We start from the raw sequence: 13,525 nt of genomic DNA, 5'->3' as shown, positions 1-13,525 counted from the left end.
CTGCAACAAATCTGCACCACGCTCCAGCCCGATTACCCTTGCGTGTTGACGCGCCCGGTGCGTTCCAGCTTGCCCCAGCCGATGCCGAGCCCGGCAAAGGCCGATCCGACCGCGCGGATCACCACGCCGTACATCAACTGGCGATAGACAAAGCGCTGCGCCAGCAACAACAGCGCGGGATAGTGCTTTTCGCGAACGTCGAGGCGATAGGCGACCCACCCGCAGGCGACATCGATGGCGGTGAAGCCGATCCAGTAGATCCCCATGCGCAAGACGTCGGACTGGGTCTGGGCCCAGCCGTGCTGCGAAATGCGCACGATCGTGCCGATGATCGAGACCGCGAGTGCGAGATCGATCAGCGGCGAAATCATCGCAAAGACGATCTGGAACAGCCAGGCCTGCGGCATGCCGACAAAGGCAAGCCCCGAAGGCGACCGCTCGCGCAGCACCGAGCGGTGCTTCCACAGGCATTGCAACGTGCCATAGGCCCAGCGGAAGCGCTGCTTGCCGAGCGCGCGCAGCGTTTCGGGCGCTTCGGTCCAGGCGACGGCATCTTCGTCATAGGCGATTTTCCAGCCGTGGCGCTGGATCGCGATAGTCAGATCCTGGTCCTCGGCCAGGGTGTCTTCGGGATAGCCGCCGACATCTTCCAGCGCGCTGCGGCGCCAGGCGCCGACCGCGCCGGGCACGACCATGATCGCGTCAAACCGGGTCAGCGCGCGGCGTTCGATGTTTTGCGCGGTGATATATTCGACCGCCTGCCAGCGGGTGACGATATTGACCCGATTGCCGACTTTGGCATTGCCCGCGACCGCGCCGATGTCCTCCTTGCCGAACCAGCGCACCAGTCGGGCGATCGTCTCCGGCTCGAACTGTGTATCGGCATCGAGCGCGACAATGATTTCGCCATTGGCTTGCGCCAGCGCGCGGTTGAGCGCGCGCGCCTTGCCGCCGTTGACCATGGTCATCAGGCGCACACTCGGGTTGTCGCCGAATGCCGCCGCGACGATTTCGCTGGTGCGGTCCTTCGATCCGTCGTCGGCGACGATCACTTCGATCGGGTGATAGCCGCTGGCAAGGATGCGACGCACCGAGCTTTCGATCACGCGCTCTTCGTTGAAAGCGGGGATGATGACCGAAACCAGCGGGCGGCTGGACGCGTCCCCGTTCCCGTTCCCGTTCCCGTCCCCGTTCCCGTCTTCGACCGGCGGCTGCATGTCTTCGTCGCGATCGGCAAACAGCGCCAGCGCGGTCATTCCCAGCGCGCGGATCACGCCGAGCGCAATGGCAAAGAAAAACATCCATTTGAGCCCGGACAGCAGCGTCGCCAGCACGGCGAAGATGCCGACGTCAACCCGCACCGCGACCAGATCCCAGCCTTCGACTTTGGGCATGACCGCATCGCGGTTGAGCCCGGCCAGCGCCGAAGCCGGGACAAAGGTATAGCCGTCGGCGCGCAGCTTTTCGATGATACGGGGCAACGCCAGCACGGTCTGGCTGCGGTCGCCGCCGCCGTCGTGGAGCAGCACGACATTGACCGTGCGGTCGGGCGTGGCCTGTTCGACGGCATTGACCGTGCGTTGATAGATGTCGTCGGCCGTGCGCTTCTGCCAGTCGCCTGGATCGCCGTGCAGGCCGACGATCGTATAGCCTTGTTGCTGTGCGATCAGCGCGGGGCCGAGTTCGTCGGGCGTGCTCGGCTCGGCATCCCCGAAATAGGGCGCGCGGAACAGGCGGGTCGATCGTCCGGTATAGGCCTCGATCAGGCGCTGGGTGGCGTTGAGTTCGAGCCGGATTCCGGTGTCGCTGACATCGGCCATGTTGGGGTGGGTATAGCTGTGGTTGCCGATCTCGTTTCCATCGGCGACCGTGCGTTCGAGAATCCCGCGGTTTTGCACCCCGTTTTCGCCGATCACGAAGAACGTGCCGGGCACGTGATAGCGTTCGAGCACCGACAGGATCTGCGGCGTATATTTGGGATCGGGGCCGTCGTCGAAGGTCAGCGCGATCTGCTTTGGCTTGTCGCCGGTCCGCCGCACGACATAGGGCATCGGCAGCTGATCGTAGGCTTCGTTGAGCACCAGAGCCGAATGCGGATCGTAATTCAGCGTGCGGTTCCCCGCCCGCGGCACGGCATCGACGCGCAGTATCTCGCCATTGCCTTCGATGTCGACGTTGGTCATTTCGCGCAAGGCACCGAGATTGGGCAAAGGCTTGCCGCCGCGCCCGCCGCCCTGGCGCCAGCTTGAAAGCGCGGTCCAGAAGCCCGGATCTTCCGAGCCCAGCCGCCACAGCGCGACCGAATTGATGCCCATCTGGCCGAGCACCTGCATCTGGTTCCAGCTCGTCGCGGCATCGAGGATCCAGACGTCGTGGCGAATGCCGGGGGTGGCGGGATTGGCATCGTTGTCGTCGTTGAAGGCAAAGCCCGCGTTGCCGCTGTTCTTGTCCCAGAACGGGCGGGTGCCCGAATCGAGCGCCGAGAGCCAGGCTTCTTCGACCGTCAGCGGGTCGGCATCGCCGCCGTGCCAGTCATAGGCATAGCTGCCCAGCGCAACGATCACCTTGTTGGCCGGAACGCCCTTGAGCGCATCGCTCATGTGGCTGACAAACCAGGCGTTCGATGCGATCGGCCCGGGCGTGCCGGTCATGTAGTGTTCGTCATAGGCCATCAGCACGACTTTGTCGGCGACCTGGGCGAACGAGCGGACATTCCATGCTTCGTCGTCGATCGGCACGGTGACGCTGACCAGCCGGTGCTTGGGCGCCAGCCGCGCGTGCAATTCGCCAAGGAACTGGCGCAACACCGCGATACCTGCGGGCGGCATCGCCTCGAAATCGATCATCACCCCGGCGTCGTTGTTGGCGTCGAGCGCGGCATCGATGCTGCGGACAAGCGAGGCGCGCTGTACCGGATTGGCCAGCGCGCGCGTCGTGGCTGGGCCATCCCAAATGCCGTTTGCGACGTTCTGCACGACATCGACGACCAGCGGGCGGCGCACTTGCCCCGCCAGCACGCGGCGCATCGGCGCATTGTCGCCGGCGATGAAATTACCCTGGTGATCGATCGACATCAGCGTCGGGGCGATCCAGTCGAGTTGGCCCACCTGGCGCTTGAGGCTTTCGATCGCGCCTCCGCCAAACGGGGAGTAGAACCCGACCGTCAGGTTCTGCGACTGGGTCACGGCGCGAACGCTGCGCCGACCGAACAAGTTGGAAATGCTGCGCGACAGCCGCCCGACCTGGGTGCGCAGCGGCAAAGGCTGCGGTCGTTCGAATCCAAGCTTGAGCGGCTGGGAAGCCGGAACCGTGGCGACCGTGGTGGCAAAGGCCAGCGCCGTGATGATCAGCAAGGCGATTGCGGCAAAGATGGCGCGGCGTGTCCAGCGGCGGCGGCGGCCGGTGGGATCGAAAAAAATCGGACGTTGCACACTGGTCCCCGGTTTGGTCTGGCCGGCCTATAGCATCAACCAGGTGACGATGGACAGCCGGGAACGAATCGTAACAGGGGACCGTCACGTCGCGATCGAAAGCCGACTGCCCATCGCCGACCGGCACGGGTAGGTGTGCAGATGCGAACAGGCGGTGAGCATTTCATTACCGATTGGCCATTTACGGAAAATGCGCTGCAAACCGTCGCCTCGTTTGCGCGCCTTGTTCGAATATCTGGAATGCGCCCGTGCAAGACTTTCCAACTGCCCTTGTCGGCGCAGTCGCGCTAGACACCCGGCATGACCAAACGCCAACCCGTTTTCTTCCTGTCGCACGGCGGCGGCCCCTGGCCGTGGCTCGATGGCGAATTCCGCCGCAGCTTCGACTGGCTCGAAGCCTCGCTCAAGGCGCTTCCGGCGCAATTGCCCGAGCCGCCGCGCGCGGTTCTGGCAGTATCGGGGCATTGGGAAGAGCCGGGCTTTACCGTGTCGAGCGCGGCAAAGCCGGGCATGGTCTATGACTATTACGGCTTTCCCGAACATACCTATCACATTTCCTATCCCGCGCCGGGGTCGCCCGAACTGGCCGCGCGCGTGATCGACCTTGGCCGTGCGGCAGGCATCGCGATCGGCAACGATCCGTCGCGCGGGTTTGATCACGGCACCTTTTCGATGATGCAGCCGATGTATCCTGATGCGCAGATCCCGGTGGTCAGCCTGTCGATGCGCCATGGCTATGATCCCGATGAACACATCGCGCTGGGCGCGGCACTGGCGCCGTTGCGCGACGAAGGCGTGGTGATCATGGGCTCCGGGCTCAGCTATCACAATCTGCGCATGTTCGACCCGCGCGCGGCGGCGCCCTCGGCGGCCTTCGACGCATGGTTGCGCCGCAGTTTGACCGGTCATGACCCGGCGGCGCGGATTGTCGCGCTGGAACATTGGGACGCGGCCCCGGCCGCGCGCATCGCCCATCCGCGCGAAGATCACCTGATTCCGCTGATGGTCGCGGTCGGCGCGGCGGGCGCCGATCCGGCGACGTGCATCTATTCGCAGGCCGACTTGCGCGGCGGGGTCACCGCGTCCGCCTGGCGCTTTGGCGAAGACACCACGCCGACCGGGTTTGACCGGCTGGGGATGGTCGCCGCCTGATTCTAGCCGTCGAGCCGTCGGCCGAACGTGGTTACGGCTTGCGGCTCGTAGCCGAGGCTCTGGTAAAATGCCGCGACGGTCGCATTGTCGCAGCGCACCATCAGCATGGCTTTGGGGCAGCCGACCGCGGTCAACCAGTCTTCGCCCGCACGCACCAGCAGGCGGCCGATACCCTGCCGCTGTGCTGCGGGCGCGACGGCGAGGTAATAGAACCAGCCGCGATGGCCGTCATAGCCGATCATGACGGTGCCCAGCGCTTGCCCCAAACGCTCGGCGAGCAGCACGCGTGCCATGGGATGCGCGACGGCCTTGGCAAAATCGCTGACGGGATCGTTCCACGGACGGGTCAGTCCCGCCGCCTGCCACAGGGCGATCACGGCAGGCGCGTCGTCGGCGGTCGCTGTGCGCAAGGATGCGGGGTCGTCGCTCATGCCATGGCGATGGCAGCGGCCCCGATCCCTGGCAAGATCAGCCGACGTTCGAATCCGCAAAGGCGGCCTTGCGTTCCGCGATGAACGCCTGCAGCCGGGCATCGATGTCGGGGTCGATTGCGGGCGCGACATAGTCGGCCAACATGCGTTTATAGAGCTTTTCGGCGCGCGCTTCGGCATCGAGCGCGCCTTCGTCGTGCCATTGTTCAAAGCTGTTGGCGTCGGAAATCGTCGAGCGATAGAACGCGCTCTTGAAATTGGCCTGGGTATGCGCGCAGCCGAGGAAGTGCTGCCCCGGGCCGACTTCGCGCAGCGCGTCCATCGCCTGGCCGTTTTCGCTCATGTCGACGCCATGGGCATAGATCGCCATCATCGCCGCCTGATCGACATCCATGACGAATTTTTCATAGCCCATGGCCAGCCCGCCTTCGAGCCAGCCCGCCGTGTGCAGCATGAAATTGACCCCGGCGATCAGGCCCTGTTGCAGCGTGTTGGCCGCTTCATAGGCGGCCTGCGCATCGCCGACCTTGGAACTGGTAAAGCCGCCCGCCGAACGGAACGGCACGCCCAGCCGCCGCGCCAGCGCCGCGCCGACATTGATGACCAGCGAAGCTTCGGGCGTGCCGAATGTCGGCGCACCCGACTGCATCGACATCGACGAGACGAAATTGCCATAGATCACCGGCGCGCCGGGCCGCACGAGCTGCGCCAGGGCCATGCCGACCATGCCTTCGGCCAGGCTCTGCGCCGCGACGGCGGCGACAGTGACCGGCGACATCGCGCCGGCGACGATGAACGGGCTGATCATCGTCGCCTGATTGTGCCGGGCATAGACTTTGAGCGAGCCGAGCATCGTCGCATCGAACGTCAGCGGCGAATTGGCATTGATCAGATTGACCAGCACGCAGTTGTTTTCGACAAAATCATCGCCGAACACGATCTTGCACATCGCCACCGAATCCTCGGCGCGGTCGGGATGCGTCACCGAGCCCATGAACGCCTTGTCCGAATAGCGGATATGCGAATAGATCATGTCGAAATGGCGCTTGTTGACCGGCAAGTCGACCGGCTCGCAGATCGTGCCGCCCGAATGGTGCAGCGAATCCGCCATGTAGGTCAGCTTCACGAAATTGCGGAAATCCTCGATCGTCGCATAACGCCGCCCGCCTTCGCGGCTGTAGACGAAGGGCGAGCCGTAGCTGGGCACGAGCACCATGGCATCGCCGCCGATCTGCACATTGTTGGCCGGATTGCGCGCATGCTGGGTAAAGATCGCGGGCGCGCTGGCGCGGATGATTGCGCGGCACATGCCTCGTGGAAAGCGGACCCGGTCGCCCGTTGCGCTGGCGCCCGCCGCGACGAGGATCGCGATCGATTCGGGATCGTCCTTGATGTCGATGCCGATCTCTTCGAGAATCGTGTCGGCGTTGTGTTCGATGATCGCCAGATCCGCTGCGCCCAGCACTTCGTAGGGCGGAATGCGGCGGGTGATATAGGCCGCGCGCGGGGCTGCGGCGGCATCGCTGCGGGCACGGCGGCCGCTGCGGACGGGTCTGGTCATGGCTGGACTCCTCTCTGGGTGCTGCGCTTTGTCCGCCCCGCTGTGGTCCGTCCCGCTGCGGCAGCGGGTGCGGTCGGAAACGGCATGGCGGCAACGAAATGCCGCTGAAACAAGGGTTCGGTCGCGGTTTCTACTTTTTCGATCGCGCGTGTCGCGGCGATGATCCGCGCCTTTGACGGGGCATGGGTCAGGCACGTCGCCGCGCCCATCCCGGCGGCATTGCCGATGATGCGGATCGTTTCGGCCCGCGCGCCGGGCACGATCCCGATCGCGGCGACATAGGCCGGGTCGAGATGCGTGCCGAAGGCGCCCGCGAGGAGGACTTCATCGAGCGCGGCACAGCCGAGATGATCGGCGAGCAATTGCACCCCCGCCGACAGCGCCGCCTTGGCCAACTGCACCGCGCGCACGTCGCGTTGGGTGATGCAGATCGGCTTGTCCGGGCGGTCGATCAGCACGTATTTGCGCAAGCGACCATCTTCGCCATCGGGAATGAAGCGATCGGGCGCGGTTTCGGGGCGCAATTTGCCGCTGCGGTCGATCAGGCCAGCCTGGGCCAGCTCGACCAGCGTTTCGAAAATGCCCGAGCCGCAGATGCCGCCGATCCGGGCAAGGTCGGCATCGCCCTCGTCGATCCAGGCCTCTTCGCCGATCAGCTTGACGCGCGCGCGACCGGTCGCCGGGTCGATCCGCACGCGCTCGATCGCGCCCGGCGCGGCGCGCACGCCTGCGGAAATCTCGGCGCCCTCGAACGCGGGGCCGGTGGGGGACGAACACGCGGCCACGCGCCCGCCATGGCTCAGCACCACTTCGGCATTGGTGCCGATGTCGATCAGGACCACGCTGCGCCCGGCCATGCGGTCGATCTGCGTCAGATACGCGCCTGTCGTGTCGGCGCCGACATGCCCGCCGATCAGCGGCAAGGCCTGCACCCGCGCCGCGCGGGAAAGGCCGAGATCGAGCGCGCTCGCGGGCAATTCGACCCATTCGCGCGTCGCCAATGTAAACGGCGCCTGCCCCAGTTCGACCGGCGAAATCCCCAGAAACAGATGGTGCATCACCGGATTGCCGACAAACACCAGTTCGAGCAGATGATCGGCGTCGATCCCCGCCTGTTTGCAGCCTGCGGCCAGCATCGCGGCGACGCCGCGCCGCACCGCGCCGGTCAGGTGCGCTGCGCCGTCGGGATTGAGCATGGCATAGCTCACCCGGCTCATCAGGTCTTCGCCATAGCGGATCTGCGGGTTCATCGCCGCGGCCTGATGCACCAGATCGCCGCTCGACAGGTCGTAGATATAGAGCGCGAGCGAGGTCGAGCCGATGTCGAGCGCTGCGCCATAGACATGCGCCACGCCCGGCGCCCACAGATCGATGATCAGGCTTTCATCGCGCAACACGACGATCAGCGTGCGCTCGTTTGCGGCGAGGAGGGGCTGCAATCGGGGCAGCACGGTCGCATCGATCTGCGCATCGATGCGCAGCGCGGCGATCAGGCTTTCCGCATCGGCGGGATTGTCGTCCAGCGCCGGGCGCGGCACGGTGACCATGATCAGCCGCACCGAAGGGATCAGCGGCAGATCGATCGCGGTGCCCGCCTTGGCCATGATCGCGCCGTGGACCTGCGAATCGGCGGGCACGTCGATCACCACGTCGCCCAGAATCTGCGCCCGGCATGCCAGGCGGCGCCCCGCGTGGAGCACGCCGCGCCGCGCGGCCCGCGCTTCGGCCTCGCCGGGCGCAGACAAGTGCGCTTCGCAGGCGGTTACTGCAAACTTGGCATGGGCGCCGCTTGCCACTTCGATCTGGCACCGCCCGCACAGCCCGCGCCCGCCGCAGATCGATTGCAAATCGACCCCGGCGCGATGCGCGACATCGAGCACGGTCTCGCCCGGCCCTGCGACGGCGCGCAGACCCGAAGGCGTAAAAATGACGTTGTGCCCGGCTGTCATCGATCAGCCCCGGCGCCGTCCGCCGCGCCGCCCGCCGCGCCCTTCGCCCGAAGGTTCCGCATTCGGATCGCGATTGGCGCGAATCCACGCCATGCAGCTGGGATCGACCCCGTTAAGCACGTCAGCCGCCTTGATCGAGGCGACCAGCCCTTCGTGCAGCGGATTGACGATCGCAGAGGTCATGCCTGCCGCTGCGACCATCGGCAGGAAGGCGTTGTTGATGCCGTGGCGATTGGGCAGGCCAAAGCTGATGTTCGACGCGCCGCAAGTGGTGTTGACTTTCAGCTCTTCGCGCAACCGGCGCAGCAGGTAGAACACGTCGCGCCCGGCCGAATTGATCGCGCCGATCGGCATGACCAGCGGATCGACGATCACATCGCAGGCCTTGATCCCGTGATCGGCGGCGCGCTGGACGATCTTTTTGGCGATTTCGAAGCGGTCGTCGGGGTTTTCGGAAATGCCGCTGTCGTCGTTGGAAATCGCCACGACCGCCGCGTCGTATTTCTTGACCAGCGGCAGCACGCGCTCGAGCACCTCGTCTTCGCCGGTCGTCGAATTGACCAGCGCGCGGCCCTGATAGACCGCAAGCCCGGCTTCGAGCCCGGCCACCATCGAGCTGTCGATCGCCAGCGGGACATCGGTGATCGATTGCACCAGCCGGATCACTTCAGCCAGGATCGCCGGTTCGTCGGCGAGCGGAATGCCGGCATTGATGTCGAGCATCTGGGCGCCGGCGGCCACTTGCGCCAGCGCGTCGGCGATGACGCGCTCGTAATTGCCTTCCTTCATTTCGGCGGCGAGCAGCTTGCGCCCGGTTGGGTTGATGCGCTCGCCGATCATCACGAAAGGCTGGTCAAAGCCGATCACGACCTCTTTCGAGGCCGAGCTGATCACCGTTCTGGTCATGCGGATGTCCTTTGTTCGAAGGGAGGGGAAGCGGGGGACCACGGGCGGCGGTCGCCGAGGACGCCTGCGGCGGCGATGATTTCGCCGACCCATTCTTCCTGGCGATAGGCCATGACATGGACTCCGCTGACGCCCGGCGTTTGCGCCAGTTGCTGGATCATCTCGACCGCGATCCTGCGCCCTTCGGCGCGCGGCTTTTCCGCCTGTTCGAGGCGGCGGATCGTCTCGTCGGGGATATGGACGCCGGGAATCGCCGATTTCAGCCATTTCGCGGTCTTGGCGCTGGCCAGAACGCCCACGCCCATCAGCACGAAGCAGCGTTCGAGCAGGCCCCTGTCGCGCGCGCGGTTCAGGAAATCGCGCGCCATGGCGATGTCGAAGCAATATTGGCTCTGCACGAATTGCGCGCCGCCCGCGATTTTCTTGGCCAGCTGATGCACGCGCGCGTCGGCGGGCGGGGCAAACGGATTGATCGAGGCGCCGAGGAACAGGCGCGGCGGGCTGTCGAGCCGCCGTCCCGACAGGAACCTGTGCTCATCGCGCATGACGCGCGCGGTATCGAGCAAGGATACGCTGTCGAGATCGAACACCGGCTTTGCCTCGGGATGATCGCCGACGCTGACATCATCGCCCGAAAGGCACAGCATCGAACACACGCCCAGCGCGGCGGCGCCCAGAATGTCGCCCTGAATGGCGATGCGGTTACGGTCGCGGCAGCTGACCTGAAGGATCGGCGAATAGCCCGCGCGCGTCAGGATCGCGCAGACGCCGAGGCTCGACATGTGGCAATTGGCGCCCGAACCGTCGGTCGCGTTGATCGCATCGACGACGCCGTCGAACTCGCGCGCGCGGGTCAAAACGTCGGCGGGGTCGGCGCTGTCGGGCGGGGCCAGCTCGGTGGTCACGGCAAACAGCCCGGCGCGCAGCACGCGCTCGAAACGTCCGGGCGAGACATGGCCCGGCAGGATCGGCAAAGGCAGGCCGGGGTCGGCGGGATCGCCGGGGTGCCACAGCGGGCTTGGATCAGTCATCGCGCGCCATCCGCAGCCAGCTCGACGTGCCAAAGCGGCGATGATCGACCGCCACGGCAATGTCGCGAATCGCGTCGCCGTGCCGCATCTGCGCCGCGCCGCGCCAGGCCTGCGCCCAGACGCAGGCCATTTCGGGGCGCACTTCGCACATGCCGTTTTCGCGCACGCCGCCGCACGGGCCGTTGCGCAAGGTCTTGGGGCAATTCATCGGGCAGCTCATGCCCGTGCGCGAAAGCTGGCAATCGCCGCACATCCGGCAATCGAACATCAGCCCTTTGGCCGCGCGCTCCAGCGCGGTGACAGGCCGGTCGATGCGCCGCCCGAATACCCGATGGGCGCGGCGCAGCGCCGCCACGATCAGCGGGTTGCCCATGCGATAGACGCTTTCGAGCAGGCGGGCATGGCGCACCGACCACAAGCGCAAGCTATACACGATCGTCCTCCGTCACTGTGGCGAGCGCAGCCGTCAGGTCGCCATGGCCGACCGGCAGATGCACGAATGCCAGCCCGAGCTTTTGCGCGGCGGCCTCGGCGCGGGCGCGCAAATCGACATCGTTGCTCTGCGCGAGATGCACGAGGCGGCGATAGTGCCCGAAATAGACCGGCAAGAGGTGCGGATGGCGGTCGAGCCCGAGCCCTTGCCAGACCAGCCGGTCGAAATGGCGGGCCAGGAAATCGGTCACGAAAAAGCTGCCGATGTCTTCTGCGATGATCGCTTCGAACCGGTCCGCCCCGGCAAACAGCGCATAGCAATGGGCATGCGGCAGGCGCGTCGCGTCGTATTGCGCCAACACCGCATCGAGCGCGCCGCCGGTGCCGCATTCGCCATAGGCAACCAGCACGCGATCGAATTCCCCCCGCCTTGCCACCAGCACGTCGCCCACGCGCGGGGCAATCGCGGCGGGCCGATTGTGCAGCTCGGCAGGAAGGCACTGCACCGTCATCTCCGCATCGGACAGGCCCAGCGCGGCCTTTACCGCCAGCACCTCTTGCGCCAGCGCGCCGCAGGCCAGAACAAGGCATCGGCCCATCGTCGCGGCCCCGCGCCCGCCCGCGATCAGTGGTTCTGACCGACCAGTGCGCGGGCCAGCTCCGCGCTGACGGCGGCATCGCGGCCATATTTCGTGGCGCCGATGGCGTCGGCAAATTCCTGATTGAGCGGCGCGCCGCCGACCATCACCGGCAGGCTCTTGAGAATCCCGCGCTTGTCGAGTTCCTCGATCACCACGCCCATATAGGGCATTGTCGTGGTCAGCAGCGCCGACATGCCGAGTACGGCGGGCTGATGCTGATCGATCGCGGCGAGATAGTTGTCGACCGGGTTGTTGATGCCCAGATCGATCACTTCAAAGCCCGCGCCTTCGAGCATCATGCCGACAAGGTTCTTGCCGATGTCGTGAATGTCGCCCTTGACCGTGCCGATGACGAATTTGCCAAGGCTCGCGCGGCTGCCGGTGCTGGCCAGGATCGGGCGCAGCAGTTCCATGCCGCTTTTCATCGCGCCCGCGCATTGCAGCACTTCGGGCACGAACAGCGTGCCGTCGCGAAAATCGATGCCGACGATGCGCATCCCTTCGACCAGCGCCTGCGACAGGATATCGCCCGCCTCCCAGCCGCGCCGCAGCAGGATCTGCGTGCCTTCGCGCACTTCGGCGGCCATGCCGTCGTAAAGATCGTCCTTCATCTGATCGACGAGGTCTTCGTCGGAAAGATCATCGAGGATCACGTCGTTTTCGTCGCTCATGGATTGCCGTCCCGCCTGATCAGCCCCCACCGGCTGCGCTTTCCCGCGCAGAATGGGGCCCGGCGGCGGCCCTTGTCTGTCGCAAAGCCGACGGTTATTGTCCCAAAAACGACGAAGCTCTTCCTCTTTGGACCAGCGCCATGGCCAAGCCCCTGCCTGAGTGTTCCCCGCGTCGTTTCCTGTTCGTGGTCGTGCCCGAATTCTCGATGATGCCTTATACGGCGGCGATCGAGGCGCTGCGTGCGGCCAATCGCGAAAGCGGCGCCGATCTTTATCACTGGCAGACGGCAACCATCGACGGCGATGTGGTCGCCGCAAGCAATCGCACCCGGATCGCGCCCGATTGCGCGCTGGCCGAAGCACAAGCCGCCGACGTGATCGTGGTCTGTTCGGGGCTCAATGCCGAACGCCATGGCAGCCCCGCGCTGTTTGCCGCGCTGCGCCGGGCCGCGCGGATGGGGGCGATGCTCGGCTCGGTGTGTACCGGCACAGTGCTGCTGGCGCGGGCGGGGCTGCTGGAAGGCTATCGCTGCACGATCCATTGGGAGGATGTCGCCAGCTTTGCGGAAAATTTCCCCGCGCTCCATGTCACCACGCGGCTGTTCGAAATCGATCGCGACCGCTTTACCTGCTCGGGCGGCACCGCGCCGCTCGATCTCATGCTCCATTTCATCGAACGCGATTATGGCCACGACCTCGCGCTGGAAGTCGCCGAATTGATGCTGCACCATGGCATGCGCGTCAGCGAGGAACCGCAACGGCTGTCCTTGCGCGAACGCACCGGGTTGGCCCATGCCAAGCTGCTCGATGCCTTGGCGCGCATGGAAACCGCGATCGAAACCCCCGAACCGATCGAGGCGATCGCCGCCGCCGCCGGGCTGTCACCGCGCCAGTTCGAACGCCTGTTTCATGATCACCTGGCCACAACGCCCTCGCGCCATTACCTGCATTTGCGCCTCAAACGCGCGCGCCACTTGCTGCAACACACCAGCGCCCCGATCATGCAAGTCGCGCTGTCGACCGGCTTTGCCTCCGCCGCCCATTTCGCCAAATGCTACCGCGAAGCCTTTGGCCACCCCCCGCGCGTGGAACGGCGCAGCGACAAAGTGGAGGGGGTAAAAGCCTGATGCCTGGTGCTGTCGCCGCAATGGCGCATTCCGCCCCAAAAGCGGCTCGTCGCGCTCTTAAATCGGATCGCGGAAAGCGGTCGTTCGTTCACAACATCGTCTTGCGCAACGTTCCGTCCACCCGTCTTCCCGGCCTTGAACCGGAAACCCGCTTCTTCCTTGCTGCAATTAGATATACTGTCCCCGGAACTCC

General features: G+C 65.6%; 11 protein-coding genes. 2 read left to right on the top strand and 9 right to left on the bottom strand.

Annotated features, from left to right (window positions below; all coding sequences use genetic code 11):
• Window positions 1–32 precede the first annotated feature (32 nt).
• Window positions 33–3,431 carry a trifunctional glycoside hydrolase family 18/polysaccharide deacetylase/glycosyltransferase family 2 protein gene (locus AQZ50_RS12020; RefSeq protein ID WP_067746703.1) on the bottom strand — a complete coding sequence of 1,133 codons (3,399 nt, stop codon included), beginning with the start codon at window positions 3,429–3,431 and terminating at the stop codon, window positions 33–35.
• 300 nt (window positions 3,432–3,731) lie between these two features.
• On the opposite strand from AQZ50_RS12020, the gene AQZ50_RS12015 reads away from it, so the two are divergent.
• The gene (locus AQZ50_RS12015; RefSeq protein ID WP_067746702.1) at window positions 3,732–4,583 is read left to right on the top strand and encodes a DODA-type extradiol aromatic ring-opening family dioxygenase; all 852 of its coding nucleotides are present in this window, start codon (window positions 3,732–3,734) and stop codon (window positions 4,581–4,583) included.
• A 2-nt stretch (window positions 4,584–4,585) separates the two neighbouring features.
• Here AQZ50_RS12015 and AQZ50_RS12010 read toward each other — a convergent pair whose 3' ends face one another.
• Genes AQZ50_RS12010 through AQZ50_RS11975 form a run of 8 tightly spaced genes read right to left on the bottom strand, consistent with a single transcriptional unit; the run spans window position 4,586 to window position 12,205 of the window.
• Entirely contained in the window at window positions 4,586–5,014 is a 429-nt protein-coding gene (locus tag AQZ50_RS12010) for a GNAT family acetyltransferase (protein WP_067746701.1), read from the bottom strand.
• Between the two features lie 37 nt (window positions 5,015–5,051).
• On the bottom strand, window positions 5,052–6,575 hold the full coding sequence (locus AQZ50_RS12005; RefSeq protein ID WP_067746700.1) for a trimethylamine methyltransferase family protein: 1,524 nt from the start codon (window positions 6,573–6,575) through the stop codon (window positions 5,052–5,054).
• Window positions 6,572–8,524 carry an ASKHA domain-containing protein gene (locus AQZ50_RS12000; RefSeq protein WP_082703606.1) on the bottom strand — a complete coding sequence of 651 codons (1,953 nt, stop codon included), beginning with the start codon at window positions 8,522–8,524 and terminating at the stop codon, window positions 6,572–6,574. Before AQZ50_RS12000 ends, AQZ50_RS12005 begins: the two co-directional genes overlap by 4 nt.
• A 3-nt stretch (window positions 8,525–8,527) precedes the next feature.
• On the bottom strand, window positions 8,528–9,430 hold the full coding sequence (locus AQZ50_RS11995; protein WP_067746699.1) for a dihydropteroate synthase: 903 nt from the start codon (window positions 9,428–9,430) through the stop codon (window positions 8,528–8,530).
• The gene (locus AQZ50_RS11990; protein ID WP_067746698.1) at window positions 9,427–10,461 is read right to left on the bottom strand and encodes a methylenetetrahydrofolate reductase; all 1,035 of its coding nucleotides are present in this window, start codon (window positions 10,459–10,461) and stop codon (window positions 9,427–9,429) included. The genes AQZ50_RS11995 and AQZ50_RS11990 overlap by 4 nt, the downstream gene beginning before the upstream one ends.
• Complete coding sequence (locus AQZ50_RS11985; RefSeq protein WP_067746697.1) at window positions 10,454–10,894, bottom strand: methylenetetrahydrofolate reductase C-terminal domain-containing protein; 441 nt, start codon at window positions 10,892–10,894, stop codon at window positions 10,454–10,456. Before AQZ50_RS11985 ends, AQZ50_RS11990 begins: the two co-directional genes overlap by 8 nt.
• Window positions 10,887–11,492: a DUF1638 domain-containing protein gene (locus tag AQZ50_RS11980; protein WP_067746696.1), complete on the bottom strand. Its 606-nt coding sequence runs from the start codon at window positions 11,490–11,492 to the stop codon at window positions 10,887–10,889. Before AQZ50_RS11980 ends, AQZ50_RS11985 begins: the two co-directional genes overlap by 8 nt.
• A 26-nt stretch (window positions 11,493–11,518) precedes the next feature.
• On the bottom strand, window positions 11,519–12,205 hold the full coding sequence (locus AQZ50_RS11975; RefSeq protein ID WP_067746695.1) for a corrinoid protein: 687 nt from the start codon (window positions 12,203–12,205) through the stop codon (window positions 11,519–11,521).
• Window positions 12,206–12,345: 140 nt separating this feature from the next.
• Here AQZ50_RS11975 and AQZ50_RS11970 point away from each other — a divergent pair, with 140 nt between their 5' ends.
• Window positions 12,346–13,332, top strand: a complete 987-nt coding sequence (locus AQZ50_RS11970; RefSeq protein ID WP_067746694.1) for a GlxA family transcriptional regulator — start codon at window positions 12,346–12,348, stop codon at window positions 13,330–13,332.
• Window positions 13,333–13,525: the final 193 nt, after the last annotated feature.

This window comes from Novosphingobium sp. Fuku2-ISO-50, assembly GCF_001519055.1.
Taxonomy (GTDB): Bacteria; Pseudomonadota; Alphaproteobacteria; order Sphingomonadales; family Sphingomonadaceae; genus Novosphingobium.
The sequence above is the reverse complement of the archived record's forward strand: the minus strand, read 5'-3'. Positions and strand labels throughout refer to the sequence as shown.